The organism is Paraliomyxa miuraensis (assembly GCF_026337845.1).
Lineage (GTDB): Bacteria > Myxococcota_A > Polyangia > Nannocystales > Nannocystaceae > Paraliomyxa > Paraliomyxa miuraensis.
This window is the reverse complement of the sequence record NZ_JAOVZF010000149.1, coordinates 161,337-187,836: the sequence shown is the minus strand read 5'-3', so window position 1 is coordinate 187,836 and position 26,500 is coordinate 161,337. Positions and strand designations below refer to the sequence as shown.

Here is a 26,500-nt window from a genome sequence, read left to right as displayed (position 1 = left end):
AAGAGCGGAGCCGAACGGAGCGTGGGCACAGAGCGCGCGGGCGCCAGGACATCGGCGCCAAGGTATCAGCAAATGGCGCCCGAGACGAACCCCCTGCGATGCACTCGACACGCGAGCTCACATAACGACCCTCGACCGCGATCCCACGCCGCACGAGTCCCCTATGATCCGACGATCATGGTGCGACCCGCTAGCGCAATTCGCGAGCGCACCCACCAAGTCGGCCGATGACCGCCCCAGACGCGAAGACCGGGCGTGAAGGCGGTGCCCCCGACGGCTTGTCACCGCAGCGGCCCCCGGACACAATGAGCAACGGGCCCCGTGCCTCGTCGGCGCTCTTGCCCGGCGTCCTTGCCCCCAGGACTTGATCATGCATTCGACGACCTCGGTAGACCGCCGTCCCCCATCCCGTCGGTTCCGTCGACTCCTCACCGCGCTGGGACTCTACGCCATCGGCTGCTCCGGCTCTGGTGATGGTACGGGCGGTGGCGGTGGCTGCCGTGGAGAGGACATCTCGTTCGACTGCGAGACCCAGGGTCAGGCGTTCTACCGGACCGCCGAGAACGAGGTCACGCCGCTCCTGTCCCCCGTGCCCGAGAAGGGCCCCTACCCGGTCGCGCTGCAGCTCACCGAGGAGGGCGTGCGACGGCTGCTCGGCGGAGCGGTGGCCGATCAAGACGTGCCGTTCACCGGCACGCTCCAGCTCGGGTTCGCCACCGCCAACTTCGAGCCCGAGGGCGATCCCATCATCGAGTTCGGCGAGGTCTCGGGCTGCCGCAGCTGCATCCTCTTCAGCATCGACTTCGGCATCGATCTCAGCACGGGCAACGAGCCGATCTCGAGCGGCGTGGGCACGGTCAAGCTCTCGATCCCCATGCGCCTGCAGGCCGACGAGACCGCGGGGGTGAGCACGCTCATCGCCGACTACGGCGGAGCCGAGGTGCAAGACCTCTACCTCGTGATCTACGGCATCGACTCCAGCGAGCACGACGCCCTCACCGGCGCGCTCGAGGTGCTGCTCACCGAGCGGATCCAGGAGGACTTCGGCCCGGTCTCGCTGCTCGAGATCGGCTCGTGGACGATCGGCAACGGCGAGGTGCGCCTGCTGGCCCGCGAGCTCATCGTGCAGCCCGACGACGACAAGCTCGTGCTGGGCATGCAGACCAACCTCCCCCTGCCCGGGGGCTCCGGCCTCGATCTCAGCGGCCCGCTGCCGGTCGATCAGCCCATGGCCGTCAGCATGGACACCTCGCTGTTCCTGACGATGAGCCACCGGATGTTCGACGAGGGTGAGATCGCCCGGCGCTACGACGAGAGCGGCGACCCCGACCCCACCGGGATCTACGGCGTCACGCTGCACGAGCTCGAGGGCAACGACATGGGCAACGCCCAGCTCGACTCGCTGTTTCGGGTGTGGCGCATCGCCGAGGGCTACTGCGGCTACGCCGAGGCCACGATGCCGCTCGACGTGACCATCAACAACACCCGCACCGGCATCGACATCACGCCGGGCCAGGCCACTCTGATCGCCGGCGTCGGCAGCGGTGCGGCCGCGCTCGAGGAGCAGGAGCTCGTCGAGGAGAACCAGGACCTCATCGACACCTTCCGCGGAGACCTCGCCTCCGCCGTGGGCAATACCATCAACTACGACTCGCTCGACCTCGAGGGCAGCACCATCGTGTTCGCCGTCGAAGAGGTCACCGTCGACCCCGTTGCCATTCACTCCTACTTGAACTTCCAGGTCTATGCCAACTCGAACGATGGCTCCTAGCGCCCCCGCCCAGGCGGAGGGATCGACGACCACCCCTCGCCGCGGCGCGATGCTGCCGCTGCCGCTGCCGCTGCCGGATCTCGCGCTCACGCTTGGGGCGCTCACGCTTGGGGCCCTCGCGCTCACGGGCTGCCCCAACGACCCCCCGCCGGGCACGGCCACCGAGTCCGAGTCGGAGTCCGATCCCACCGTCACCAGCGGACCGGCCACCGTCGACGACACCGGCCCCGTGTTCATCTGCGAGCCCGGTGAGAAGCAGTGCAACGGGCAGCAGTTCATCCAGACCTGCGCCCCCACGGGCCTCGAGTGGATCCAGGAGCCCTGCAGCACCAATGAGACCTGTGATCCCTGCACAGAGGACGAGACCTGCGCCGAGGACAAGTGCGTGGGCCTGTGCGAGGTGGAGGCCGAGCTGCCCTCCTCCGCGGGCTGCTCGTTCATCGCCAACCGTCAGCTCCACCTCAACGTGGACTCCCCCGACGGCCTCATCGTGACCAACCCCAACGAGGACCTGCCGGTCACGGTCCAGCTCTACCGCACGCCCGAGGGCAAGCGGAAGGAGGAGGCGGTGGGCAACCCACGGGTGCTGCAGCCGGGCGAGAACACGCTCTACGAGCTCACCGCCGACTTCGTGCTCGGCACCTCCTCGATGTTCCGCACCGGCGGCACCTATCGCGTCGAGAGCGACGTGCCGGTCGTGGCCTACCTGCACTCGCCGCTCACCAACAGCCGCGGCAACGACTCGTCGATGCTGCTGCCCGAGACCACGCTGGGGCGCCACTACGTGGTGCCCTCGTTCTCCCCGCACGCCGAGCAGCAGCAGGGCCAGGGCCAGCCCAGCTACTTCGAGATCGTTGCGACCGAGGACTTCACCGAGGTCACCTGGACGCCGCCGGTCGACACGGCCGGCACCGGGATCAACATCGACTTCGTGGCCGCGGGCGACGAGAGCCCCGTGCTCAACATGAACCGCTTCGACACCGTGCGGATCGCCGCCTCCGCCAACTTCCAGGAGAACCCCGATCTTCGCGACGTGTCGGGCACGGTGATCGAGTCCAACCACCCGATCTGGGTGGTTGGCGCCAGCCGCTGCTCCCGCGTGCCCGTGCTCGACGAGCCCCCGCTGGGGCGCTGCGATCCGCTGCAGGAGCTGCTCATCCCGCTCGACTACTGGGGCAGCCGCTACGTGGCCGCGCACTCGCCCGACCGCGGCACCGAGCGCCACTGGTGGCGGATCTACTCGGCCAACGAGGGCACGCGGATCACGGCCGAGGGCAACCTGGGCTGCCCCGACGACATCCTCACCGCCGAGAATTGCCCCGCGCCCAACGAGTTCGACGGCGAGGCCTGCACCTTCGCCGCGCGTGGCTCGTGGATCCAGGTCGACGTGCCCAACGGGTGCAGCTTCTTCCTCGACAGCACCAACGACCAGGGCATCTCGTCGGGCGCGTTCATGCCCGTGCAGTACCTGCAGGGCAGCCGCTTTCAGGAGAATCCCGCGGAGTCGACCGAGATCGGCGACCCGGCGATGTACCAGATGGTGCCCGTCGAGCAGTTCCTCAACCGCTACGTGTTCTCCACCGGCCTCGGCTTCGACTTCCACTACGTCCAGGTCATCCGGCAGATCGGCGGACCCACCGTCTTCCTCGACAACATGAGCGTCAACGGCTACTCGCCGGTCAACGACACCTGGGAGGTGGCCAACTTCCCGATCTCCGAGGGTCCCCACGTGATCGACAGCGGTGCGCCCTTCGGCATCGTGCAGATCGGCTACTCGAGCAACGAGCCCAGCGAGAACTGCGACAACACCGTGGATCCGCAGCCCATCTGCCACGCGTCGTACGCGTATCCCGGCGGGATGAAGTCCGAGGTCATCTACATTCCCTGACCCGGCCTCGACCCCGGCTGCACCCACCACGCACGAAGGCCGTCGCCCCCGCGACGGCCTTCGTCGTTCCTCTCCCTCCTCGGTCGCTCAGTACGCCGACACCACGGCCGACCGCTCGACGTTCCGCTCCCGCTCGCCCCCCCGCGACATCCGCTCCACCGCCGCGCACCCTCGTGGCTCGTCGGCCTGGCACGCGCGCTGATAGTTCGCGATGGCCTCCGCGTGGCTGGTGGGCAGGCCATCGCCGAGCTCGTACATGCGACCCAGCGTCACGCAGGCTTCGGGCACGTCGTGCTCGCACGCCCGGCGAAAGCGTCGCGCCGCCCGCCCCGGCTGCCGATCGCCGTCGCGACCCTCGAGCTCCCGCTCGCCCGCCCACAGGCACGCCTGCGGATAGTCGCCATCACAGGCCCGACCCAGCAGCTCGATCGCGGGCGGCAGGGTGGCATCGTCGACCGCACCGCTGGAGACCAACCGACCCAGGCGACCGCAGCCCCGCGAGTCGCCCGCGTCGCAGGCTCGGCGATGCAGCGTCACCGCCCGGTCGAGGTCTCGCGGCGCGCCCCGCCCTTGCTCGTACGAGAAGCCCAGGTTCACGCACGCGTGCACGCTGCCGCCGTCGCAGCCCCGCTCGTACAAGCGTCGCGACTCGTCGGCATCGACCAACACGCCCAGGCCGTGCTCGAACATCACGCCCCAGTTGCCGCAGGCCTCTGCGCTGCCGCCCTCGCACGCCTCACGGTAGAGCGCGTGGGCTCGCACGTACTCGCCCTGGCGCTTGGCCTCGAGCGCCTGCTCGCCGCACCGGTCCCAGGCCCGAGCGGTGCACGGATGCTGCTCCACCAGCAACGTGCGCTGCTCCTCGAGCGCCGCCTCGGCGGCCGCCAGCGCCTCCCTGGTCTGCTCGAGGTCGGCGGCGATCCGCTCGCTGGCGTCCGTGTCGCGCTCGGCTCGCTCGGCGACCCGCCGCAGCTCGTCCTCGGCCTGGTCGCGACGCCGCTCCGCCGCCCTCACCTCCTGCTTGGCCTCGTCGGCGGCCGCCCACGCGCGCTCGAGCTCGAGACCGCGCTGCTGCTCTTCTTGCCTTCTACACTCGCCGATCGCCTCGCCCATCAGCTCGGGAGGCAGGCCGTCGTACTCGGCCTGCTCGCTGTGGCTGCGCTCACGCTGGAACGTACCGCCCTGCCCCTGCACCTGGGCCGCGACCGCCGTACCCACGCCTTGCTCGCGCTCGACCCGAGTCTTGCGAAACGACTCCATGCAGCGCTCGAACACCAGCGTCGGGGTGGGCACGCACTGCCCGTCGTGCGACTGCTGCCCTCGCGGACAGCTCATCACCGAAGGTCCCGTCACGCATCCCATCGTCGCGAGCGCCACGACGACGACCCAACCACGTCCAATGAAGCGAAGCGCCATCGGCTCCGCACCGCGTTCCATGTCCATCGCAATCCACCCATCTTCAAGCTAGGGGTCCAAAGGTCAAGAAAGGGCGGCTCCAACGACGTCGGCGGCGCCCCAGTCAGGATCCTCCAGACGGCACCGGCTCGCCAAGAGCGAATGCGACCGATCCATCATTCGATCCTCGCATTCGATCCTCGGCGTCGTCTTCATCCTCGGCCTCGGCCTCGGCGTCGACATCGGCCTTGGCGGCACCGATTCGCGCGAGCGGCGCGAGCCCAAGCAGTCCTCTGAGGGATCCCACCGCGAGCCACCACACGAACCCTTCGTGACTCGGCCCATCGGCATCGTGCCGGGTTGGTGCTAAATGCCCGTACGCAGTCATCGCTGCGACCCAGCGGCCGGTTCGCCCGCGGCGCCGATCCGTCGGCCGCCGGCCCGAGAGGCTGCGGAACGTCGAACGAAGGGTGCGTTCCCCATTGCCGTTGTGCTACCTACGCGGCCCCAAAGGGTGCGCACGCCTTCCCCCGTTGCCCCGTCGCCCTTCGAAGAGAGTCCAGGAGGTCCCCATGAAACGCACAGACATGGATCGTATCGAGCGGGAGCTCAAGCGGGTTCAAAAGCGCCAAAAGCTCGGTGAGCGGCGCGAGGCTGGCCGCCCGGCCCAGACGATCGGCGCCTACATCAAGGATCTCAACGCGCTCCTGCGCCACGACGGCCACATCATCTACAACACGCTCGACGACGAGGAGATCCTCGAGCTGCTCGAGAACATGAAGGAAGACGTCCCCGAGGAGAAGTGGGACACCGTCATCCGCAAGGCGGTCAACGCCACCAAGGTCACCGAGCGCGACACGGCCGTCGAGCAGCTTCGCTCGCTGATGGCTGGCTGAGTCCCGGCGGGCGCCCACCGCCCCACCCGCTCGTCCTGCCCGTGAGCCGCGTTTTCCCCCGGGGAAACGCGGCTCACTCGCTTGGTCGGCTCACATCCCGAAGCGCCGCGAGGGAGGCGGCGGGGGCGAGCCGCCGGTGCTGCTCCCACCGCCAGCCATCTGCCGCAGGGCCTCGAGATCCGACGGCGCGAGGAACATGCCCAGCTTCAGCACGTTGCCCTTGGCCGCGACCTCGATGGAGTCGCCCACGGTCGAGGACAAGCCGAGCATCGGGAGCATCGCCTTGACCTGCCCAAGCTGCCCCTCGAGCTCGGCCGCGGCGGCCTTGGCCTCGGCCGCCGAGCCGAAGCCCGCGCCCATGCGCAGGCCCAGCCCGCGGGTGGCGTCGACGCTCATCCCCACGCGGGACAGCCCCGAGAACGCCGGCCCCAGCCCCGCGCTGCTGCCCGAGGGCAGGTTGGCCGCCATCCACGCCGTGCTGGAGGTGTCGACCTCGCCGCGGACCCAGCCAAGTCGCCCCGCGAGCGCCGACTCGTCCTTGCCCTGGATCCGACGGTCGACCGCGCCCTGCAGCGACTTGCTGGCAAAGACCACCACGTCGCGGCTCACCACGAAGCCCTTGCCATCACCGTCGGGCATCTCGAGCGTCGTGGCACAGCCCTTGGTCACCCGGCTCCACGGCGACTTGCCGGTCGCGCCCTCGATCTTCTTGGCCAGGCAGTCGAGGGTCTTGGCCTCGCCCACGCCCTTGGCCCGAATCCCCATCATGACGTCGTCGTGATCGCTGAAGCCGGCCACGAGGCCCTCGACCGAGGCCAGGGGCAGGCCGCACTCGTTCATCGCATCGAGGACCTCGGGGCTCTGCGCCAAAAGCGTGCGCTCGACCTCGGGAAACAGCGCCCCGCGCTGGAGGTGCTGCACGTCGATCTCGAGCGCACCGAGGATCTCCACGTTGGGCAGGAGCTCCCGCAGCGTACTGACCTTGGCCGGGCCGCAGATGGGGGCGGCCACGTAGGCGGCCGACTCGAGGGGAACCGAAGCGGGCGCCGGTTCCAGTTCCGCGCTCGCGCTGCATCCAACGGCCACGCACAGGCCAAGGGCACATCCAGCCATCGTCTTCATGGTCGACCTCGGGTGTTCGAGCATAGCGCACCAGACTCCCCGTCCACCGCGCCGATTCCTTCTTGGTACGATCCAGCGATGCAGCGAGGCGTGCCGACCATCACCTGCCGTCCGGGTCTGGGCTGGGCCCTGGGTTTGGCCCTGGGTTTGGGCGGTCTCGGGCCGTTCGGCTGCGGGGGCGAGCCCGAGGTCGGTCGGTCCGAGGTCCAGGCCTTGCTCCAGCGACTCGATGCCATGGAGCGACGGCTCGACGCGCTCGAGCAGCCGCCACCGGCCGCGTCGCCCACGAGCGCAGTGCCCATGACCGCTCCCCTCGCCGATCCCTTCGCGCGCCCGTCCGTCGGCCCGGCCGCGGCCAAGTCGCTGCACGTCACGGTGACGCCGACCGGGCTCTCCATCGATGGAAGGGACCTCACCCGCGACCAGGCGCGTCGACGGTTCGAATCCGCGGCGGCCGAGATTCCGCCCCCGCGCCTGGTCGTCGTGGCCGAGTCCTCCGTCTCCCACGCCGCCATGGTGGACGTGCTCGACCTCGCTCACGAGGCCGGCCTCGAGGACGTGGCCATGTCCGCTCGCATCCACGGCCCCGCGGATCCGATCCCCGAATAGGGATCGAGCGTCGCGCTCAGTGTCCGTGGCGTGGCGTATCCTCGACCTCGGACGGCGGGGTGTAGAACGACGGGCCGCGGACGTTCTCGTCGATCACCAGGGGATCGCGGATCGATGGGAACGCCCGCTGACCGCAGTCGCGGCGCGGACACAGCCGGCACGTCACGCCCACCGGCACGCCACCATCGAGGTCTTCGAGATCCACGCCCTCGGAGTAGACCAGCTCGCGCGCGTGCCGAAGCTGGCAGCCGATCGCCACCGCCTGGATGGTGGTGGGCTCGTGGTAGCCGCCACGGCTCTTGGGCACCGTCCGCGCCACGCAGAAGTAGGGCTCGCCATCGGGCATGACCGACAGCTGCACCCGGATCACGCCCGGCGTCTGGAACGCTCCGAACACGTTCCAGCGCGGACACGCCCCGGAGAACCGCGCGAAGCGAATGCCCGACGCCGTGAAGCGCTTGGAGATGTTGCCCGCCATGTCCACCCGGATCATGTGCAGCGGGATGCCCTCCGCCCCCGGTCGGCGCAGCGAGGTCAGGCGATGGCAGACCTGCTCGAAGCTGGCCCCGAAGTGGTGCATGAGCAGCTCGAGATCGTAGCGCTCGCTGCGGGCGGCCTCGAGCATGCGCTGGTAGGGCATCACCACCGCGCCCGCGAAGTAGTTGGCCAGCACCACCCGGCACAGGCGGCGAGAGGGCTCGGAGGTGAGCTCGGGATCATCGGCCAGATGATCGAGCACCTCGCCCAGCGTGGACAGGCCGATCTGCGTCGCGAGCTGGAACGCGCGGCTGGCCGGCGAGAGCATGCTCGACAGCCGCAGGCGACGGCGCTCCGGCTCGAAGTACCGCAGCGCTCCGCCGGGCCCTCCCAGCCGCACGACCTCGAGCCGCATCCCCAGGTCGTCGGCCACGTGGCGTGCGAGGCCGTGGTAGAGCTCGTCGGCCTCGAGCCGGGCGTCGCGCCACAGCGCCTCGGCGGCATCCTCGAGCTCGGGGAAGTAATTCCCTCGCCGCTGGATGTAGTCGCTGACCTCCTCGGACGGGAGCTGCGAGCGCGTCGCGACCGGGACCTGCTGCGAGTCGTAGAGCTGGCCGGCCAGACTATCGGCCGAGCTGCGTGCGGTACGAAACGAGCGATAGAGGGTCACGATCGAGCGAGCGATCGCCGGCGATGCACCCACCAGATCATGGAGCTCGGAGGGACCCACCCCGTGCTCGGTGAACAGTGAATCGGAGAACACCTCGACCAGGGCCACCGCGAGATCGTCGTCGCGCCCGTCGCTGAAGTCCTGGAAGTCGACCCCGAGCTCCTCTGCGATCTTGAGCAGCAACGGAGCGGTCAGCGAGCGCTGGTTGTGCTCGATGAGGTTCAGGTAGCTCGCCGAGATCCCGAGCCGGCGCGCGAGCTCGACCTGGGACAGGCCCTCCTTCTGCCGCAGGGCTCGGACTCGGCTACCGAGGCGCTTGGGTGCGTGTGTCATGACAGTGTGAGTTTACTTGATTTACAGATTTACATACAACTCGGATCGATTAGTCAAGCATCAACTAGACGAAATCATTTCGCATTTGACGGTCCATGAGATCGAGTAAATATTTGCATTGGACTTGGCCGGAATCAAGGCCAGGTTGCTCGGGGAGCAAGAACATCGATGGTGGAAGACCTCGAGGTCCTCGGACCGACCGAAGGCTACGAAACGATCCTCACCCCGCACGCGCTGCGATTCGTGGCGTCCCTCGTGGCCGAGCATGCGCCGCGCATCGACGCGCTGCTGCTGCGTCGGCGAGAGCTGAGGGCGCGCTACGACGCGGGGCAGCGGCCGGACTTCCTGGCCGAGACGGCCGACATCCGGGCGGGCGACTGGACGGTCGCCCCGATCCCGGCCGACCTGCTCGACCGCCGGGTGGAGATCACCGGTCCCGTCGACCCCAAGATGATCATCAACGCGCTGCGCTCGGGGGCCAACGTGTTCATGGCCGACTGCGAGGACTCGTGCGCCCCCACCTGGGCCAACGAGATCGGCGGTCAGCTCGCGCTCTACCACGCCGTGCGGCGCGCGCTGACCTTCGATGATCCGATCACCGGCAAGCACTACGCGCTCGACGACGGTGATGGAGCCGAGCGCCGGCTGGCCACCCTCATGGTCCGGCCCCGGGGGCTGCACCTGCCCGAGCACCACGTCACGTTCGAGGGGCGACCGATCCCGGGGTGCTTGCTCGACTTCGGGCTCTACTTCTTTCACAACGCGGCCGAGCTGCTCGCGCGGGGCAGCGGGCCGTACTTCTACCTGCCCAAGCTCGAGAGCCACCTCGAGGCCCGGCTGTGGAACGACGTGTTCATACGCGCGCAAGACCGGCTGGGGATCCCGCGCGGCTCGATCCGCGCCACGGTGCTCATCGAGACGCTGCCGGCCGCGTTCGAGATGGACGAGATCCTCTACGAGCTGCGAGAGCACTCGGCCGGGCTCAACTGCGGGCGCTGGGACTACATCTTCTCGTTCATCAAGACCTTCCGGGCGCACCCCGCCTTCGTGCTGCCCGATCGCGCCCAGGTCGGCATGACCCAGCCGTTCATGAGGGCCTACACCGCGCGGGTCATCGAGACCTGCCACCGCCGTCGGATCCACGCAATGGGCGGCATGGCGGCCCAGATCCCCATCAAGGACGACCCGCAGGCCAACCGTGCCGCCATGGAGAAGGTGCGGGCCGACAAGCTGCGCGAGGTGCAGGCCGGCCACGACGGCACCTGGGTCGCACATCCAGGGCTCATCGGCATTGCGCGGGAAGCATTCGACGCGCACCTGCCGGGGCCCAACCAGATCGACGTGCCCCGCGACCACGTGCGCGCCGATGCGGCCGCGCTCGTGGCCGTGCCCGAGGGCACGCGCACCGAGGAAGGGCTGCGGCAGAACGTGCGGGTCGGCATCCAGTACCTCGAGGCCTGGCTGTCGGGCAACGGCTGCGTGCCGCTCTACTCGTTGATGGAAGACGCGGCCACCGCCGAGATCTCGCGCGCGCAGGTGTGGCAGTGGCTGGCGCACGGCGCCGCGCTCACGGACGAGCACGGCGTGGCCCGGGTGCTCACCCGCGAGCGCTTGCACGCCGTGATCGACGAGGAGCTCGCCGCCATCCGCCAGCGGGTGGGCGCCGACCGCTTCGACTCGGGCCGCTTCGGCCCCGCCCGCGAGCTGTTCGAGCGGCTCTCCACCGACGACGAGCTCGAAGACTTCCTGACCTTGGCTGCCTACGAGCAGATCACCACCGTCCGAGCCCCCGGAGCAACGAACCATGAGTGAGTACGAGAGCGAGACCAACGCGGCCCTGACCTTCAATGACGCGCGCTGGAAGGGAATCACCCGGCCCTATTCGGCCGAGGACGTCCAGCGACTGAGGGGCTCGGTCGTCGTCGAGCACACCCTGGCCCGGCTGGGCGCCGAGCGGCTGTGGCGGATGATGAACGACGCCGACAGGGGACCCAACCATGGACCTGGTTATGTGGCCTCGCTGGGCGCCATCACCGGCAATCAGGCCGTCCAGCAGGTCCGCGCCGGGCTGCCCGCGATCTACTGCAGCGGCTGGCAGGTGGCCGCCGACGGCAACGGAGCCGGGCAGATGTATCCCGACCAGAGCCTGTATCCGGCCGACAGCGTCCCCACGATGGTCGAGCGCATCAACAACGCGCTGCGACGCGCCGATCAGGTCGAGCACAGCGAGGGCGGAGCCAAGCGACACTGGCTGGCGCCGATCGTGGCCGACGCCGAGGCCGGCTTCGGCGGACCGCTGAACGCCTTCGAGCTGATGAAGGCGATGATCGCGGCGGGAGCGGCCGGCGTACACTTCGAGGATCAGCTCTCGTCGGAGAAGAAGTGCGGGCACCTCGGGGGCAAGGTGCTGGTCCCCGCGAGCCAGTTCATTCGCTCGCTGATCGCCGCGCGCCTCGCGTCCGACGTGGAGGGCGTGCCCACCGTGCTGATCGCCCGCACCGATGCCTACAGCGCGCGCTTGCTGACGTCCAACCTCGACGAGCTCGACGCGCCGTTCATCACGGGAGAGCGCACGCCGGAGGGCTTCTACCGCATCCAGGGAGGCTTGATGCACGCCATCGCCCGCGGGCGCGCCTATGCCCCGTATGCGGATCTGGTGTGGTGCGAGACCTCGACCCCCGACCTGCACGAGGCCAAGATCTTCGCCGAGGCGATCCGCAAGGACTTCCCCAACAAGCTGCTGGCCTACAACTGCTCGCCGAGCTTCAACTGGAAGAAGAACCTCGACGACGCCACGATCGCCAGGTTCCAGCGCGAGCTCGGAGCCATGGGCTACAAGTTCCAGTTCGTGACCCTGGCGGGATTCCACGCGCTGAACCACTCGATGTTCGAGCTGGCGCGCCACTACCGGGTCGAGGGCATGACCGCATACTCGCGGCTGCAGCAGGCGGAATTCGCCGCGGAGGCCGTGGGCTACACGGCCACGAGGCACCAGCGCGAGGTCGGCACGGGATACTTCGATGCGATCTCGAGCGTGATCACGGGTGGCCAGGGCTCGACGCTGGCGCTCGAGCACAGCACCGAAGCCGCCCAATTCGAAGGCGGACACGCGGAGAGGGACGGGGAAGCGTAGCCACGACGAGCGGACGTGGGCCACGACCGGGGCTGGCCCACGTCCGCTCGTGTTCGGACGCGCGGGCCGCCATCTTCAGTACCCCAGCAAGCCGCGGACCTCGGCGATGATCTCCGCCTCGCCGCGCCCCACCTCGCCGTCCACCGCGGCTGCGGCCTCGAGCTCGACCAGCAGCTGCTCGCGGTGTTCCTGGTCGAGACGCTCGAGGCGCTCGTCGACGGGCTGGCCGATGTCCACGGCGCCGAACACGGCCCGGCGATCGTCGTCGTCGAAGCCAAAGCGCTCCATCAGGCGATCGAGGAAGGCGCGCTCGTCGTCGGTCACGGCCGCGTCGGCGATGATGAGCTGCGCAACGATCTCGCAAAACAGGCGATCCTGGGACTTGTCCCGCTGGCTCATGGCAACGCCGAGGATAGCCCAGCCCCGAAGGCTCGGGGTGAGATCTCAAAAGTCGGCCAGGATCGCGGCCTTCTTGGCCTCGAACTCCTCGTCGGTCAGCAGCCCGGCCCGGCGTGCCTCCTTGAGCTGCTCGAGCTTGGCCTTGAGGCCGTCGTTGCGCTTGTGCTCCTTGGACTTCTCGTCCTTCTTGGCCTTGTAGACCCGCTCGAACATCGCCCGCAGCTCGGCCTCGTCCACGTTGCGACCGTTGCGGAAGTAGTGGTCGCTGACCTCGCCGATCGCCCAGGTGAGCGCGTAGGCCATGGAGATCGTCACCACCCACCCGAAGAACGGGATCAGCTTGGCGGCGGCCATGATGAGGTTCTGCGCGACGATGCTGGCCCCGAAGGTGCTCAGGATCTCGAGGATCGACTTCTGATCGAGCTTGTAGCCGTGGATCTTGCCGATCCCCTGCACCATGCCGATCTGGATCGGCGCGATGAGAGCGGTGTCCACCAGCGGAATCGGCTGGATGGTCATCGCTCCGGCGGCCACGCTGCACACCTGCACGAGCTCGCGAACGGCCTGGGCCTTCTCCGCCTCGGTGGCACCATCGTAGTTTCCGTCGAGGACGCGCTTGAGGGTGTCGAGGTGGCTCTGCATGCCGCAGCCAGCGTACACCGACGACCGGTCGGCGTGTTAGGGTCGAGTTCGCGGTCCATCGATCATGTCCGACAACGCCATCAAGCTCATCGGGATCGTGATCTACCTCGCGGTGCTCCTCTACATCGGGGTCCTCGCCTCGCGGCGCATGAAGGACGTGCGCGACTACTTCGCGGGTGGCAAGGACATGGGCTTTTGGGCCGTGGCGTTCTCGGCCCGCGCCACCGGGGAGTCGGCCTGGCTGCTGCTGGGCCTGACCGGCATGGGAGCCACCGTGGGCCTGCAATCGCTGTGGGTGGTGCTCGGCGAGGTGGTGGGCGTGGGCGGAGCGTGGCTCTTGATGGCCCGCCGCTTCAAGCGCCTCACCGATCGCTACGACTCGCTGACGATCCCCGACTACCTCGAGTCTCGCTTCCGCGATCGAGGCCATGTGCTGCGCCTGGTGTCGGCCGGAGCACTGGTGGTGTTCGTCACCATCTACGTCAGCGCGCAGATCGACGCGACGGGCAAGGCGTTCGAGAGCTTCCTCGACTGGAACTACTACGTCGGCATCGCGGTGGGCTTTGCCGTGGTGCTGGCGTACATCGTCAGCGGCGGCTTCGTGGCCGTCGTGTGGTCCGACGTCTTCCAGGGCGCACTGATGGTGGCGGGCATGGTCCTGCTCCCCGCGGTGGCCCTGTGGCACGCCGGCGGGCTCGCCCCGGTGCTCGACGGACTACGGGCCCAGGATCCCTCGCTGCTGGAGTTCTCGTTCGGTCACGGCACCGAGATCCTCGGCACCCTCGCCCTGCTGCTCATCGGGCTGGGGTTCTTGGGGTCGCCCCAGATCTTCGTGCGCTTCATCGCCCTGCGCTCCGAGTCCGAGCTGCGGCGGGGCGCCGCCGTGGCGCTGTGCTGGACCCTGCTGGCGGATACCGGAGCCGTGCTGACCGGCCTGGTGGGCCGCCATCTGCTGGTGGGCTCCGGCCCGAGCGCAGCCGCCAACCTGGCCCAGCTCGGCGACGGAGGAGAGGCCGTGCTCCCCGCCCTCGTCGAGCACGTCATGCCGATCGTGATCGTGGGGCTGTTCATCGCGATCGTGCTCTCGGCCATCATGTCCACGGTCGACTCGCTGCTGGTGGTGGCCAGCAGCGCCGTGGTCCGCGACTGGTATCAGAAGGTTCGTGCCCCCCACACCCCCGACGACGCGCTGGTGGGCCGCAGCCGGCTGGCCACCTTCGTGCTCGCGTTCCTGGCCCTGGCCATCGCGCTGGGCGTGGCGTTCGCCACCCCCAAGCGCACCGTGTTCTGGTTCGTGATCTTCGGCTGGTCGGGAATCGCCGCCACGTTCTGCCCGACCATGATCCTGTCGCTATGGTGGTCCAGGATGACCGCGCGCGGGGCCCTGGCCGCCATGGTCACCGGCTTCGTGTCGGTACCACTGTTCAAGTTCGCCGCGCCCGCCCTGCCCGAGGTCGGCGACGCGTTCGCCAAGCTCAGCGAGCTACCACCTGCGTTCGCCGCCTCGATGGTGGCGGGCGTGCTGGTCAGCGTGCTCGACGGCCGTGGCCGCGAGCGCGCGCGGGAGTCCGAAGACGACCTGCGCGATGCGGCCTCGTGAGGCGCGTGTGCGTCGACCGGGCCGTTGCTGCCGGGTCACGCGCCCAGCGGCTCACAGGCCCAGCAGCTCGCGGAAGGTCCGGCCATCGGGGTCGACGCGACCGTCGGGACGGCTGAGGAAGCGCGCCTGGAACTTGCGAAGCGCCGCGATGGTCTTGGGCCCGCACACCCCGTCGATGCTCCCGGGATCGATGCCGTTGTCGGCCAAGAGCTGCTGGACGAGCTCCACGTCGTCGCGATCGTTGCGCCCTCCCTCCCCCACCGATCCACCGAGCGCCCGTGCCGGCGCGTCGGGGACCTCCCACAGCATCACCCTCGAGGCGCGATTGAAGTAGGCGTTGTGCCGAGCGCGGGTGCCGTTCCACAGGTCGATGTGGCCGGTGGCATCGTTCCAGCCATCGACCTCGAAGATGACCAGACCCTGCCGGCCCTTGAAGCTCGGCGGCACCTCGCCTCCCCCGGGCGGAGGGTAGACGTGCTCGAAGTCGGGGGCGCCATACTTGCGTCGCATGTAGCGGGTGAACTCCCGCACGCGAAATGCATAGTTCTTGCCGTCCGCTCCGCGCAGCGTTGCGATCTCGTCGGTGGCGCTGCGTGGTATCGGGTTGCCCGAGTAGTTGAAGGCCCGACTGATCCGAATCACGCACGTGTTGTCGATGCGCTCGGAATCGACTTGCCCGCCTATGGTGTGCTTGGCGGCATCGGCCGACTCGCCCGGGTTGGGGTAGGCGTCCCACATCTTGTCGAAGCTCTGAAGCCGCGCTGGCATGACCACGCAACGATAGCCTCCGGCGCCGGGACCTGATGCCGCCTCTGCCAACTGCGGTGTGTAAGGGATTCCTGTGCCACGATCGAGCCATTGGCTGGCAATCGACCAAGCGGGTTCTGCGCACACTCGAGGGCCCGACTTCGCCCCGCCTCCAGACCTCGAGAGAGCGCCGCGATTTCCGCCGTTTGGCCCGGGCGGCCGGCCTTCATATGGATAAATTCCGCGCCGCCCCGGACACTTGAGAGCGCAGCGATGCGTCCGGCCCCCATGGAGGTCGGGATTTCGCCCAAAGCCCGTTTCCCCTACGACGTTCCTTGACGCGCCCTTGCGCGAGCCCCCTCAACCGATGGCAGGAGCCCGGCTGCCCGACGATCACACCCGGCCGCCCGACGAGCCCTCCATGTTGGAGACGACGGCTTCGGGCGATCCGGCCGTTGCTCCTCGCGCGGCGGTGCTTGCCACCCCCGAGCCGGGCGACAACCTCGGACCCTACGTCGTGGAGGCGACGCTGGGGCAAGGCGCCATGGGCGTGGTCTACAAGGCGGCGGACGACCGGGGACAGAAGGTCGCGGTCAAGCTCCTGCACCGGTGGCACACCGATCCCGAGACGGGGGAGGACGACTGGCTGCGTCACGAGGCGGGCACGCTCGCGCGCCTCAGCCACCCCAACGTGGTCGCCGTGCTCGGCGTGGGCACCTTCGACGATCGGCCGTTCCTGGCCATGGAGCTGGTGGACGGCGAGACCCTGGCCACGTGGATGAAGCAGCCGCGCCCCTGGCGAGACATCGTGCCGATCATCCGGGACGCCGCGCGGGGGCTGGCCGCCGTGCACACCGCGGGCATGATCCACGGCGACTTCAAGCCGGACAACCTCATGGTCGGCCGCGACGGACGGGCGCGGGTGATGGACTTCGGCCTGGCGCGCTCGACCTTCGGAGCCGACGCGACCGCGGCCCCCACGGTCGAGGTGGAGCGCGGCGGGGTGTCGCGACATCGCTTCGTGGGCACCCCCGCCTATATGGCACCCGAGCAGCTCGCGGGGCGCCGGGCCGAGGCGCGCTCGGACCAGTTCGCGTGCAGCGTGACCCTCTACGAGGCGCTCTATGGCGAGCGCCCGTTCCCTGGCCAGACCGCGACCGAGCTGGCCTACAACGTCATGCGAGGCTTTCGCCGCCCGCGGCCCCGCACCACCGACGTACCGGCCTGGCTGCATCAGATCGTGCATCGTGGCCTGGCGCTCGTGGGCGCCGCCCGGTGGCCCTCGATGGCGGCGTACGCCGATGCCCTCGAGCGGGGCATGCAAGAGCACGCCGATGACGACGCCTGAGCCCCTCGGCGCGCGGGCGTGGGGCCGCTGACGCCGGCCCGACCTCCTTCGGGAACCTTTCGGCGACCCAGATGTCGGGGTGTCGCGAACTCGGAGGATTGTTTCATGAGACTTCGTCGCGTGCCCGTCATGGGGCTCGTCTTCGGGGTGCTCGCGGTTGCGTGCGCTCCCCTGGCTCCCCCTGCGCTCGAGCTCGAGCTTCCCGAGGACGATGGTCCCGAGCTCGAGGCGCTCGCCGAGCCCGAGCTCGCTCGAGAGGAGGACCCGCCGGCCGAGCCCACGACCGAGCTGGACTCCGGCGACGCGCTCCCCACCGAGCACTGCTCGATCCACACGGGGCCCGCGAAGGCCCAGGAGGTGAGCGATCCCAACGATCCGGGCGGGGGGCGGCTGCTCACCGCGCTTCCGAGCGGCAAGGTCATGGGCCTGCCGCTGCGGCACACCAGCTTCGACGCCATCGTGGTGGGTACCATGGCCGAGACCACGGTGGTGCAGCGGTTCGAGAACCCGCTGTCGGAGACGATCGAGGTCGTCTACACCTTTCCCCTCCCCCACGACGGAGCGGTCGACGACTACTGGATCCGCGTGGGCGAGCGGACCATCCGCGGGGAGATCCACCGCCGCAAGCAAGCCCGGGAGATCTACGACGAGGCCAAGGAGACGGGGCACACGGCCGGTCTGCTCGAGCAGGAGCGCCCCAACGTCTTCACCCAACACGTGGCCAACGTGGCGCCCGGGGAGGCGATCGAGGTGAGCATGCACGTGGTGCAGCCGCTGCGGCCCGACCGTGGCCGCTACGAGCTGGTGCTGCCCACCGTGGTGGGACCGCGCTACGTGCCCGGCACGCCCCTCGCCGCGGGTGGCGGTGGCGGCTCGGGCACGGGCATGGTCGAAGACACCGATGCGGTGCCCGATGCCTCGCGGATCACCCCCCCGATCCTTCCCCCCGGATTTCGTAGCTGCGGCGATCTCGAGATCGAGGTCTCGATCGATGCGGGGGGTCCGATCACCGCGCTCTCGACCACCTCGCATCGCGTGACGGTGGAGCCCGATCACCTCGGGGCGATGGTGCACCTCGACGAGCGCTACGCGCTGCTGAACCGCGACTTCGTGCTCTCGTGGCGCCGCGACGGCAACGAGCCCCGCGCCACCCTCCAGGCCCAGCCCGATGGCGACGGTGGCTACCTCACGCTCACCATCCAGCCGCCGGCGGAGATCGACGACGACGACGTCCCCGGCCGCGAGCTGGTGTTCGTGGTGGATGCCTCCGGGTCGATGATGGGAGAGCCGATGGACATGGCCAAGGCCACCATGCGGCGCTTCATCGAGGGGCTGCGCCCCGACGATGCGTTCCAGGTGCTGCGCTTCTCCGAGACCGCGTCGGGCCTGGGCACCGAGCTGCTCGATCCCACCCCCGCCAATGTCACGCGTGCGCTCGAGTACATCGACACCCTGCAGGGCGAGGGAGGGACCGTGATGACCGAGGGCATCAAGGCGGCGCTGTCGCTCCCGCGCAACGGCGAGCGGCTGCGCTACGTGGTGTTCTTGACCGACGGCTACATCGGCAACGAGCGCGAGGTGTTCGAGCTCATCGCCGAAGAGCTCGGCGACGCGCGGCTGTTCAGCCTGGGCGTGGGCAGCTCGGTCAATCGCTACCTGCTCGACGGCATGGCGCGCATGGGGAGGGGCGCGGTGACCTACGTGGATCTATCGCAGCCCACCGAGCCGGTGGTGGAGCGGATCTACGAGAAGCTGCGGCACCCGGCCCTGGTGGACCTCGAGGTGGAGGTCGACGGGCTCAAGGTCCACGAGCTCGTGCCCGACGCCCTGCCCGACCTGTTCGTGGGCGAGCCCGTGGTGCTGTTCGGTCGCTACGACGGACCGCTGAAGGGCAAGGTCGTCGTGCGTGGTCGCCGGGGCCAACAGCGGGTTGAGCTCCCCGTGGAGCTGCAGGCGGTCCGCGACGAGGACACCGATGGCGTGCGCTCGATGTGGGCTCGCCAGCGCATCGATGATCTCCAGTTCGATCCCTCGCTGTCCTGGGCCACGGCGGCGCGCAAGAGCGCGGTGGAGAAGGAAGTGATCGCACTGTCGCTGGGCCACCGGGTGCTCACCGAGCACACCGCGTTCGTCGCCGTCGATCGCACGCGCGTGGTCGATGGCCACAGCCGCGGCAAGACCGTGGTGCAAGGCGTGGAGATGCCCGCGGGCGTGGCCCACGAGTCCGTCTGGGGCCACGTGGGCCTGCCGCCCAGCGGTACGGGTGGTGCAATCGGCTCCGGCTCGGGCGGTGGCACGGGCTCGGGCTACGGCCGTGGCTCGGGGGTGGGCTTCGGCGGCCGCGGCAAGCGGGTGCCCCAGGTGCGCCAGGCCAAGGCCACGGTCACCGGCTCGCTCGACGCGGTCATCATTCGCCGCATCGTGCGCGCGCATCTCAACGAGGTCCGCCACTGCTACAACCAGGGTCTCATCGGCGACCCCAGCCTCAGCGGTCGGGTGGTGATCCAGTTCGTCATCGACGCGCTGGGGAACGTGGCGGCGGCCGTGGTGACGGAGACCGAGCTCGCCGACCCGGAGGTCGGCAAGTGCATCGCACAGGCGTCCAAGCGCTGGCGCTTCCCCAAGGCCGAGGGCGGCAACAAGGTCATCGTGCGCTACCCGTTCGTGCTCTCGCCGGGGTGATCCGGTGAGCGAGCGAGTCCACGGGCTCGCTCGCTCGTGCAGGGACCGTGGGTCGTCGGCCGATCAGCCGCGGCCCGCGGTCTCGCCTCGTGGCCAGCGACCGTCGCGCTCGCGGTAGTGATAGTCGATGGCGTCGAGGAACTCCTGCGAGTAGGGCCGTCGGCGCGCGACCTTGCGGTAGAATACCTTGCCGTCCTCGTCGACGATGTAGACGGCGTGCAGCGCCAGGCCGGGCTGGTCGCGGTTCTCGAGGCCGAAGCGGCGGATGAGCGCGAGCTCGGGGTCGCTGGCCAGGGGCACGGTGAGGCCCTTCTTCTGGGCCCACGGCAGCGAGTCCTCGGGCTCGTCGACGCTGATGACGACCAGGCTCACGCCACGCTCGTCGAACTCGGCCAGGTGCGCTTGCAGGTCACCTACCTGCACGTTGCAGGCCGGTCACCAGAACCCGCGGTAGAACATCACGAGCACGGGTCCGGCCTTGCGGGCCTGCTCGAGCGAGAACGTCCCGCCATCGGCGAGGGGGACCTCGAAGTCGGGCAGGGTCTGCCCCATCCCGGGCGCATCGGGGGCCCCAAGGAACGCTCCGTAGGCGGGATCGACGATCGACACGGGCGCGGGGCTGGTGCTCGACGGCTTGTACATCGGCGGGCCCGAACCCTCGGGTGCGTCGGCGGTGGGGCTGGTCGCGGGCCCCACCGCCGAGCCGGTCACGGGCCCCACGGCGGCAGGAGGGGCGCTCGCGCAGGCGAGGCCCGAGGCGAGCACGGCGGCCGCAAGGAACGCGATCGAGCGAGGCGTGGTCATCGTCGGGCCAGGGTAGCCCATCACCTCCCCCGAGCCCGCGTTTCGTCGTTCCAACGGTTCTTGGACCCCCTTGGCCAGCCCGAAGCGCGCTCGGGTGGCCGCGGCCATGGAAGTCGCGGTAGGAACCGGCCGCGATGGATGCCTCCTTCCTGGGTGACATCGCGATCGGCCTCGCCGAGTCCGGTCGCGTGCCCGATGGCGCGCTGCGCTGGGCGATCCGCCGGCTGTGCCGACAGCGATTGCGCGACGACGTCCCCGACGATCCCGCGCTGGCCCAGGCCCGGGTCGAGGCGTTCGTGGCCGCGGCGTCCCGCAGCGAGATCGCGCCGCTCCCCGACCACGCCAACGCGCAGCACTACGAGGTCCCCGCCGCGTTCTTCCAGGAGGTGCTGGGACCCCACCTCAAGTACAGCTGCGGGCTCTGGGAGCCGGGCGCGTCCACGCTGGTGCAGGCCGAGGAGGCGGCGCTGCGGCAGACCTGCGAGCACGCGGCCCTCGCCGATGGCCAGCGAGTGCTCGAGCTCGGCTGTGGCTGGGGCTCGCTGACGCTGTGGATGGCCGAGCGCCTTCCGTCCAGCCACATCACCGCCGTGTCCAACTCTGGCTCACAGCGCGCGTTCATCGAGGACCGCGCCCGGACGCGCGGGCTGTCCAACGTGGAGGTGGTGACCGCCGACATCAACGACTTCGAGCCGGCCGCCGCGGGCTTCGATCGAGTGGTCTCGGTCGAGATGTTCGAGCACGTGCGCAATCATGGCCGGCTGCTGCGGCGCATCGCCCGGTGGCTGGATCCCGAGGGCATGCTGCTGGTGCACCTGTTCTGCCACCGCGACGTGCCCTATGCATTCGGTACCGAGGGCACCACCGACTGGATGGGTCGCAACTTCTTCTCGGGCGGGACCATGCCCAGCGACGGCCTGCTGCTGCGCCATCAAGACGACCTGCGGGTGCGTGCTCAGTGGCGCTGGCCCGGTACCCACTACGAGCGCACCGCGAACGCCTGGCTCGCCAACCTCGACGAGCGCTCGGATCGAGTGCTCGCGATCATGGGCCAGACCTACGGCCAGGCGCACGCCCACGTGTGGCGGCAGCGCTGGCGCATGTTCTTCATGGGCTGCGCCGAGCTGTTCGGCTACGACCACGGCCGGCAGTGGTGGGTCTCCCACTACCGGCTCGGACGCTGACGGACCTGGAGGGCCCACGCCCGACCGCCACCCCCATCAATTGACCGAGATGTGGATGTGGTCGCCGTGGCCGCTGACGCTGTAGTTGCCGCCGAGCTTGTGCTTGATGTGAGGGCCGAAGTTCTCCCGGCGGTGCACGTAGCTCTCGAATGCCAGCTGGATCGCATCGGTGATCGCGGTGACCGTCGCGTCGGCTCCGTAGTACTCGGACATCCGCTTGCCGTTGATGCGCGAGATGTCGACCGCCTTCTGCTGCGAGTGGCGGCTCGGCATCGTGTGCGAGTCGTTGCCCGACGAGATGTAGATGGTGCCGAGAGCATGCCCGGGCGCGATGTCGGTGCGGATGCAGTGCTGCAAGCCATCGATCATGCGCTGCTCGACGTTGCGGTTGACGGTGGGCGCAAACTCGACGGTGACGCCGTTGATCGTGCTGGGGATGAGTGGCATGGCCGCATTGGACCACACTCGGAGGCGCCGTGGTGAGGGTGGCGCCAGGGGCGTTGCAAGCGGCGATACGGGCCCACGAGCGCGAGTCCGGCAGTGTGCGCGATCGGATCCGCGCACGGCCTCACGCCGGTCGCGCCCCGCGATGCCCACGTCCGCTCGTCGACGACCTCTCCTGCGAATCGAGACCGACGATGACCGACGCGCCCGCTCGAGCCGGCGCGCGAGCGACTCGGGCTCCGAGCGACATCACCCGTCGCCGTCGTGCCCCCGATCGCTGTGCCCGAGGTCCCGCCCCGGATCCACGCGGTCGCGCACGAGCTGCTTGAGCTCCTTGCTCTCGGGAAACCGCCCGGACTCGGACTTGGCGAACACGCGCTCCCCGTCGACCCACACCTCGAACACGCCGCCGTCGCCGGGCACGAGCGCCACCTCGCCCAGCACGTCGCCGAGCGTCATCAACAGCTCCTGCGCCAGCCAGCCCGCGCGCAGCACGAACCGGCAGCGTCGGCAGTAGCGGATCTCGACCCGGGGTCGCATCCAGTGCTTGCGGGCGCTCGCTGGGGCGGCGGCGAGCCGAGCCTCAGCGGGACTGAATCGAAGCTCGCATGAGCTCGCGGTTGAGCATGACGATGGAGTCGGTGCTGATCTCCTTGGGGCAGACCGCCTCGCACTCGCCATGGTTGGTGCAGCCACCAAAGCCCTGCTCGTCCATGGTCGAGACCATCCGAAGCACCCGCTCGGAGCGCTCGACCTGCCCCTGGGGCAAGAGCGCGAGGTGGGCGACCTTGGCGCTCACGAACAGCATGGCCGAGGCATTGGGACACGCGGCCACGCACGCTCCACAGCCGATGCACGCGGCGTAGTCGAACGCGAGATCGGCGTCGGCCTTGCCGATCGGGATCGCGTTGGCGTCGGGAGCCGCCCCCGTGCCCACCGAGACGAAGCCACCGGCCTGCTGGATCACGTCGAACGAGCGCCGGTCGACCACCAGGTCGCGCAGCACGGGGAACGCCTTGGCGCGGAACGGCTCGACGGTGATGGTGTCGCCGTCGCGGAAGCCCCGCCGGGTGAACTCCCGCATGTGGAGCTGACAGGTGGTCGTGCCCTGCCGCGGGCCATGGGGCACGCCGTCGATCACCATCGAGCACATCCCGCAGATGCCCTCGCGGCAGTCGTGATCGAATGCGATCGGACCCTCGGGGTGCTTTTCGTGCTCGCGGATGATCTTCTCGTTGATCACGTCGATGGCCTCGAGGAACGACATCTCCTCGGCCACGTCCACGTCGTAGATCTCGAAGGCCCCGGTGGGGGCTCCCGCCTTCTGCCGCCAGATCTTGAACTTGACCTTCATGGCATTCCTCGTGCGCGTTGGATGGCGATCACTTGTAGCTGCGGGTGGAGAGCTTGACGTACTCGAAGCTCAGGGGTTCCTTGTGGAGCCTGGGCTGGGAGCCGACGCCCGTGTGCTCCCAGACGGCCGAGTGGGCGAAGACCTCGTCGTTGCGGACGGCCTCGCCCTCCTCGTTCTGATGCTCCTCGCGGAAGTGCCCGCCGCACGACTCGTCGCGGTAGAGCGCGTCGCGGCACATCAGCTCGGCGAACTCGAGGAAGTCGGCGACGCGCCCGGCCTGCTCGATCCACGGGTTCAGCTCGCTTGGGCTGCCACCGGGCACCCGGGCCTTGGCCCAGAACTCCTCGCGCAGGGCCGGGATCTCCTGCAGCGCCTCCTCCAGGCCCTTGGCGTTGCGCGCCATCCCGCACTTGTCCCACATGATGCGGCCGAGCCGGCGGTGGAATTCGTCGACGGGGACGTCGCCCTTGAGGTTGACGAGCTCGTCGATGCGCGCCTCGACCTCCTTCTGGGTCCGGTCGAACGCGGGATGCTCGGTGGTGACGTCGCCGTTGCGCAGGTTCACCACGTAGTGGCCCAGGGTGTAGGGGACCACGAAGTAGCCGTCGGCCAGGCCCTGCATCAGCGCGCTGGCGCCCAGGCGGTTGGCGCCGTGATCGGAGAAGTTGGCCTCGCCCAGCACGTGCAGCCCGGGCACCGTGCTCATGAGGTTGTAGTCGACCCACAGCCCGCCCATGGTGTAGTGGACCGCGGGGTAGATGCGCATCGGGGTCTCGTAGGGGCTCTCGCCCGTGATGCGCTCGTACATGTCGAAGAGGTTGCCGTAGCGGTCGGAGATCGCCTGCCGGCCGTCGCGCTCGATGGCCTGGGCGAAGTCGAGATAGACCGCATTGCGCACCCCGTCGACCTCGGCTCCCACGCCGTGGCCCTCGTCGCACACGAGCTTGGCCGCACGCGAGGCCACGTCACGGGGCACGAGATTGCCGAAGCTGGGGTAGCGCTCCTCGAGGTAGTAGTAGCGATCCTTCTCCGGGATCTGGCGCGGGCTCTTGCCCGCATCTGCCTCGTTGCGGGGCACCCATACCCGGCCGTCGTTGCGCAGCGACTCGGACATGAGCGTCAGCTTGCTCTGGTAGCCGCCGCTGACCGGGATGCAGGTGGGGTGGATCTGGGTGAAGCAGGGGTTGGCGAAGCCGGCCCCACGCTTGTAGCAGCGGTAGCTCGCGGTGACGTTGGACCCCATCGCGTTGGTCGACAGGAAGAACACGTTGCCGTAGCCACCGGTGGCCAGCAGCACCGCGTCACCGGCCCAGCGCGAGATCTTCCCGGAGACCAGATCGCGGGTGATGATGCCGCGCGCATGGCCGTCGACGAGCACCAGATCGAGCATCTCGGTGCGCACGTGCATGCGGACGCGGCCGGACGCGATCTGCCGGTTGAGCGCCGAGTAGGCGCCCAGCAACAGCTGCTGGCCGGTCTGACCGCGCGCGTAGAAGGTGCGGGCCACCTGCGCGCCGCCGAACGAGCGGTTGTCGAGCATGCCGCCGTACTCGCGAGCGAACGGCACGCCCTGGGCCACACACTGGTCGATGATGTTCACCGACACCTGGGCCAGGCGATAGACGTTGGCCTCGCGCGCCCGGAAGTCACCGCCCTTGACCGTGTCGTAGAACAGTCGATGGATGCTGTCGCCGTCGTTGCGATAGTTCTTGGCGGCGTTGATGCCACCCTGCGCCGCGATGCTGTGCGCACGGCGGGGGCTGTCCTGGAAGCAGAAGCACTCCACGTGGTAGCCGAGCTCGGCCAGGGTGGCCGCCGCCGACGCGCCCGCCAGGCCCGAGCCCACCACGAGGATGGTGTACTTGCGCTTGTTGGCGGGGTTGACGAGCTTGAGCTCGAACCGGTGCTTGTCCCACTTTTCGGCGATGGGGCCGGAAGGGATCTTGGCGTCGAGTTCCATGGTGGTCGTTCCGAGCGTGGCAGGACGATGGCAGATAGGAAGCGGCGAGCGGCGAGACCAGGGGGGGCGCGAGGGCCCAGGTCTACTGGACCAGCCCGAGCAGACAGGCGAGCGGCACCGCGGCGAAGCCGAGGCCGGTGACCAGACCGATGGCGGGGCCGACCTTGTAGAGCGGCGCCTTGAAGCGACCGGTGGCCAGGCCAAGGGTGCGGAACATGCTGCCGACCGCGTGGGCGAGGTGGAACGAGACCGCCACGACCGCGAGCAGGTAGCTCGCCGTGATGAGCGGGTTTTGGAAGCTGCGCACGAAGTTGGTGTAGATGTCGCGCCGGCCCATCGCGTCGGTGAGCTGCTCGTAGGCCACGACCTCGCCCGTGAAGTGCGCGAGGTGGAAGAGCAGGAAGGCCAGCACCACCCAGCCGGTGAGGATCATGTTGCGGCCGTACCAGGTGCTGGCGCGGGCCTTGAGGGTCTCGTACCGGCTGGGGCGCGCGGCCACGTTGCGGGTCGTGAGCTTGACGGCGGCAACCACGTGAATGACCAGGATCGCCAGCAACCCCAGGCGGGCACCCCACTTGATGCCGCCCAGGCCCTGCATGAACGCCGCGTAGTCGTTGTAGGCGTCCTGGCCCTGGAAGACCTGGAGGTGCCCGGCCATGTGCTGGAGCACGAAACCGACCATGCCGAGACCGGTGACGGCCATGGCCACCTTGAGTCCGACGGTGGAGTTCAAGGCGTGACGGGGGGAGAAGCGTGCGCTCATCGGGATCCTCGCCTGCGGATGACTCCGGCCGCCCTCGGGTCCGGAGCCGTCGAACGGGCATCTACCACACTCGGGGCGTGGATGCCGGTGCAGCGAGGGGTGCCCCGGCGCCGTGACCCGCCCAGCGTGCGTCAGCGGGCTCACATCGCGGATCGGCAGGACCCCCTCGCGGGCCGCACGAACGAGCGCGCGCCGTGGACGGCGGGCGCCGGGGGCCCGCGAGGGCATATCCTGGGGCGGGTGATGGTCCGCATCGCCACCCGTGCCCCATGAGCCCCG

23 protein-coding genes are annotated in these 26,500 nt (G+C 69.3%); 10 read left to right on the top strand and 13 right to left on the bottom strand.

Annotated elements, in window-relative coordinates; all coding sequences use genetic code 11:
• The first annotated feature begins 370 nt into the window (after window positions 1-370).
• Together OEB96_RS16490 and OEB96_RS16485 are read left to right on the top strand one after the other, a co-directional pair.
• Window positions 371-1,771, top strand: coding sequence for a hypothetical protein (locus OEB96_RS16490; RefSeq protein ID WP_266216876.1), 1,401 nt, complete (start codon window positions 371-373; stop codon window positions 1,769-1,771).
• Window positions 1,761-3,659, top strand: coding sequence for an IgGFc-binding protein (locus tag OEB96_RS16485; protein WP_266216875.1), 1,899 nt, complete (start codon window positions 1,761-1,763; stop codon window positions 3,657-3,659). The genes OEB96_RS16490 and OEB96_RS16485 overlap by 11 nt, the downstream gene beginning before the upstream one ends.
• Window positions 3,660-3,746: 87 nt before the next feature.
• Here OEB96_RS16485 and OEB96_RS16480 read toward each other — a convergent pair whose 3' ends face one another.
• The gene (locus OEB96_RS16480) at window positions 3,747-5,012 is read right to left on the bottom strand and encodes a tetratricopeptide repeat protein (protein ID WP_266216874.1); all 1,266 of its coding nucleotides are present in this window, start codon (window positions 5,010-5,012) and stop codon (window positions 3,747-3,749) included.
• 614 nt (window positions 5,013-5,626) lie between these two features.
• Here OEB96_RS16480 and OEB96_RS16475 point away from each other — a divergent pair.
• Window positions 5,627-5,950: an LB_289 family protein gene (locus OEB96_RS16475; RefSeq protein ID WP_266216872.1), complete on the top strand. Its 324-nt coding sequence runs from the start codon at window positions 5,627-5,629 to the stop codon at window positions 5,948-5,950.
• Window positions 5,951-6,040: 90 nt separating this feature from the next.
• Here the strand turns inward: OEB96_RS16475 and OEB96_RS16470 are convergent, their stop codons facing one another.
• The gene (locus OEB96_RS16470; protein WP_266216870.1) at window positions 6,041-7,072 is read right to left on the bottom strand and encodes a hypothetical protein; all 1,032 of its coding nucleotides are present in this window, start codon (window positions 7,070-7,072) and stop codon (window positions 6,041-6,043) included.
• Window positions 7,073-7,150: 78 nt separating this feature from the next.
• Here OEB96_RS16470 and OEB96_RS16465 point away from each other — a divergent pair, with 78 nt between their 5' ends.
• Entirely contained in the window at window positions 7,151-7,681 is a 531-nt protein-coding gene (locus OEB96_RS16465; RefSeq protein WP_266216869.1) for an ExbD/TolR family protein, read from the top strand.
• Window positions 7,682-7,697: 16 nt separating this feature from the next.
• Here the strand turns inward: OEB96_RS16465 and OEB96_RS16460 are convergent, their stop codons facing one another.
• Window positions 7,698-9,161, bottom strand: a complete 1,464-nt coding sequence (locus tag OEB96_RS16460) for a helix-turn-helix domain-containing protein (protein ID WP_266216867.1) — start codon at window positions 9,159-9,161, stop codon at window positions 7,698-7,700.
• Between the two features lie 168 nt (window positions 9,162-9,329).
• Between OEB96_RS16460 and aceB the strand changes: the two genes are divergently transcribed.
• Window positions 9,330-10,973, top strand: coding sequence for a malate synthase A (gene aceB / locus OEB96_RS16455; RefSeq protein WP_266216865.1), 1,644 nt, complete (start codon window positions 9,330-9,332; stop codon window positions 10,971-10,973).
• Window positions 10,966-12,294: an isocitrate lyase gene (aceA, locus tag OEB96_RS16450; RefSeq protein ID WP_266216863.1), complete on the top strand. Its 1,329-nt coding sequence runs from the start codon at window positions 10,966-10,968 to the stop codon at window positions 12,292-12,294. Before aceB ends, aceA begins: the two co-directional genes overlap by 8 nt.
• Before the next feature lie 75 nt (window positions 12,295-12,369).
• On the opposite strand, the gene OEB96_RS16445 is transcribed toward aceA, so the two are convergent.
• Both OEB96_RS16445 and OEB96_RS16440 read right to left on the bottom strand, forming a co-directional pair.
• Window positions 12,370-12,693, bottom strand: coding sequence for a tellurite resistance TerB family protein (locus OEB96_RS16445; protein ID WP_266216862.1), 324 nt, complete (start codon window positions 12,691-12,693; stop codon window positions 12,370-12,372).
• A gap of 45 nt (window positions 12,694-12,738) precedes the next feature.
• Entirely contained in the window at window positions 12,739-13,335 is a 597-nt protein-coding gene (locus OEB96_RS16440) for a DUF697 domain-containing protein (RefSeq protein WP_266216860.1), read from the bottom strand.
• A 64-nt stretch (window positions 13,336-13,399) separates the two neighbouring features.
• On the opposite strand from OEB96_RS16440, the gene OEB96_RS16435 reads away from it, so the two are divergent.
• Complete coding sequence (locus OEB96_RS16435) at window positions 13,400-14,935, top strand: sodium/proline symporter (protein ID WP_266216859.1); 1,536 nt, start codon at window positions 13,400-13,402, stop codon at window positions 14,933-14,935.
• A 51-nt stretch (window positions 14,936-14,986) separates the two neighbouring features.
• Here OEB96_RS16435 and OEB96_RS16430 read toward each other — a convergent pair whose 3' ends face one another.
• A complete protein-coding gene (locus OEB96_RS16430) occupies window positions 14,987-15,703 on the bottom strand; it encodes a T6SS effector amidase Tae4 family protein (protein WP_266216858.1) in 717 nt (238 codons plus the stop codon).
• 346 nt (window positions 15,704-16,049) lie between these two features.
• Between OEB96_RS16430 and OEB96_RS16425 the strand changes: the two genes are divergently transcribed.
• Together OEB96_RS16425 and OEB96_RS16420 are read left to right on the top strand one after the other, a co-directional pair.
• Complete coding sequence (locus tag OEB96_RS16425) at window positions 16,050-17,030, top strand: serine/threonine-protein kinase (RefSeq protein WP_266216857.1); 981 nt, start codon at window positions 16,050-16,052, stop codon at window positions 17,028-17,030.
• Window positions 17,031-17,135: 105 nt separating this feature from the next.
• Complete coding sequence (locus OEB96_RS16420; RefSeq protein WP_266216855.1) at window positions 17,136-19,712, top strand: VIT domain-containing protein; 2,577 nt, start codon at window positions 17,136-17,138, stop codon at window positions 19,710-19,712.
• Window positions 19,713-19,775: 63 nt separating this feature from the next.
• Here the strand turns inward: OEB96_RS16420 and OEB96_RS16415 are convergent, their stop codons facing one another.
• Both OEB96_RS16415 and OEB96_RS16410 read right to left on the bottom strand, forming a co-directional pair.
• Window positions 19,776-20,135: a redoxin domain-containing protein gene (locus OEB96_RS16415; protein ID WP_266216854.1), complete on the bottom strand. Its 360-nt coding sequence runs from the start codon at window positions 20,133-20,135 to the stop codon at window positions 19,776-19,778.
• A gap of 12 nt (window positions 20,136-20,147) precedes the next feature.
• Window positions 20,148-20,516 (bottom strand): thioredoxin domain-containing protein, encoded by a 369-nt coding sequence (locus tag OEB96_RS16410; protein ID WP_266216852.1) that lies wholly within the window; start codon window positions 20,514-20,516, stop codon window positions 20,148-20,150.
• A gap of 134 nt (window positions 20,517-20,650) precedes the next feature.
• Here OEB96_RS16410 and OEB96_RS16405 point away from each other — a divergent pair, with 134 nt between their 5' ends.
• Window positions 20,651-21,700, top strand: a complete 1,050-nt coding sequence (locus OEB96_RS16405) for an SAM-dependent methyltransferase (protein ID WP_266216851.1) — start codon at window positions 20,651-20,653, stop codon at window positions 21,698-21,700.
• 36 nt (window positions 21,701-21,736) lie between these two features.
• Here the strand turns inward: OEB96_RS16405 and OEB96_RS16400 are convergent, their stop codons facing one another.
• The 5 genes from OEB96_RS16400 to OEB96_RS16380 form a co-directional block, all read right to left on the bottom strand.
• Window positions 21,737-22,147 carry a hypothetical protein gene (locus tag OEB96_RS16400; RefSeq protein WP_266216849.1) on the bottom strand — a complete coding sequence of 137 codons (411 nt, stop codon included), beginning with the start codon at window positions 22,145-22,147 and terminating at the stop codon, window positions 21,737-21,739.
• Between the two features lie 246 nt (window positions 22,148-22,393).
• Window positions 22,394-22,684, bottom strand: a complete 291-nt coding sequence (locus tag OEB96_RS16395) for a SelT/SelW/SelH family protein (RefSeq protein WP_266216848.1) — start codon at window positions 22,682-22,684, stop codon at window positions 22,394-22,396.
• A gap of 43 nt (window positions 22,685-22,727) precedes the next feature.
• Window positions 22,728-23,498 carry a succinate dehydrogenase/fumarate reductase iron-sulfur subunit gene (locus OEB96_RS16390; RefSeq protein WP_266216846.1) on the bottom strand — a complete coding sequence of 257 codons (771 nt, stop codon included), beginning with the start codon at window positions 23,496-23,498 and terminating at the stop codon, window positions 22,728-22,730.
• Between the two features lie 28 nt (window positions 23,499-23,526).
• Window positions 23,527-25,458, bottom strand: a complete 1,932-nt coding sequence (locus OEB96_RS16385) for a fumarate reductase/succinate dehydrogenase flavoprotein subunit (protein ID WP_266216845.1) — start codon at window positions 25,456-25,458, stop codon at window positions 23,527-23,529.
• A gap of 82 nt (window positions 25,459-25,540) precedes the next feature.
• Complete coding sequence (locus OEB96_RS16380) at window positions 25,541-26,221, bottom strand: succinate dehydrogenase cytochrome b subunit (protein ID WP_266216844.1); 681 nt, start codon at window positions 26,219-26,221, stop codon at window positions 25,541-25,543.
• Window positions 26,222-26,500 lie beyond the last annotated feature (279 nt).

Coding starts and splice junctions, on each gene's coding strand:
- OEB96_RS16490 (WP_266216876.1), top strand. CDS start 371: ATGCATTCGACGACCTCGGTAGACCGCCGTCCCCCATCCCGTCGGTTC.
- OEB96_RS16485 (WP_266216875.1), top strand. CDS start 1,761: ATGGCTCCTAGCGCCCCCGCCCAGGCGGAGGGATCGACGACCACCCCT.
- OEB96_RS16475 (WP_266216872.1), top strand. CDS start 5,627: ATGAAACGCACAGACATGGATCGTATCGAGCGGGAGCTCAAGCGGGTT.
- OEB96_RS16470 (WP_266216870.1), bottom strand. CDS start 7,072: ATGAAGACGATGGCTGGATGTGCCCTTGGCCTGTGCGTGGCCGTTGGA.
- OEB96_RS16465 (WP_266216869.1), top strand. CDS start 7,151: ATGCAGCGAGGCGTGCCGACCATCACCTGCCGTCCGGGTCTGGGCTGG.
- OEB96_RS16460 (WP_266216867.1), bottom strand. CDS start 9,161: ATGACACACGCACCCAAGCGCCTCGGTAGCCGAGTCCGAGCCCTGCGG.
- aceB (WP_266216865.1), top strand. CDS start 9,330: ATGGTGGAAGACCTCGAGGTCCTCGGACCGACCGAAGGCTACGAAACG.
- aceA (WP_266216863.1), top strand. CDS start 10,966: ATGAGTGAGTACGAGAGCGAGACCAACGCGGCCCTGACCTTCAATGAC.
- OEB96_RS16445 (WP_266216862.1), bottom strand. CDS start 12,693: ATGAGCCAGCGGGACAAGTCCCAGGATCGCCTGTTTTGCGAGATCGTT.
- OEB96_RS16440 (WP_266216860.1), bottom strand. CDS start 13,335: ATGCAGAGCCACCTCGACACCCTCAAGCGCGTCCTCGACGGAAACTAC.
- OEB96_RS16435 (WP_266216859.1), top strand. CDS start 13,400: ATGTCCGACAACGCCATCAAGCTCATCGGGATCGTGATCTACCTCGCG.
- OEB96_RS16430 (WP_266216858.1), bottom strand. CDS start 15,703: ATGCCAGCGCGGCTTCAGAGCTTCGACAAGATGTGGGACGCCTACCCC.
- OEB96_RS16425 (WP_266216857.1), top strand. CDS start 16,050: ATGGCAGGAGCCCGGCTGCCCGACGATCACACCCGGCCGCCCGACGAG.
- OEB96_RS16420 (WP_266216855.1), top strand. CDS start 17,136: ATGAGACTTCGTCGCGTGCCCGTCATGGGGCTCGTCTTCGGGGTGCTC.
- OEB96_RS16410 (WP_266216852.1), bottom strand. CDS start 20,516: ATGACCACGCCTCGCTCGATCGCGTTCCTTGCGGCCGCCGTGCTCGCC.
- OEB96_RS16405 (WP_266216851.1), top strand. CDS start 20,651: ATGGATGCCTCCTTCCTGGGTGACATCGCGATCGGCCTCGCCGAGTCC.
- OEB96_RS16400 (WP_266216849.1), bottom strand. CDS start 22,147: ATGCCACTCATCCCCAGCACGATCAACGGCGTCACCGTCGAGTTTGCG.
- OEB96_RS16395 (WP_266216848.1), bottom strand. CDS start 22,684: ATGCGACCCCGGGTCGAGATCCGCTACTGCCGACGCTGCCGGTTCGTG.
- OEB96_RS16390 (WP_266216846.1), bottom strand. CDS start 23,498: ATGAAGGTCAAGTTCAAGATCTGGCGGCAGAAGGCGGGAGCCCCCACC.
- OEB96_RS16385 (WP_266216845.1), bottom strand. CDS start 25,458: ATGGAACTCGACGCCAAGATCCCTTCCGGCCCCATCGCCGAAAAGTGG.
- OEB96_RS16380 (WP_266216844.1), bottom strand. CDS start 26,221: ATGAGCGCACGCTTCTCCCCCCGTCACGCCTTGAACTCCACCGTCGGA.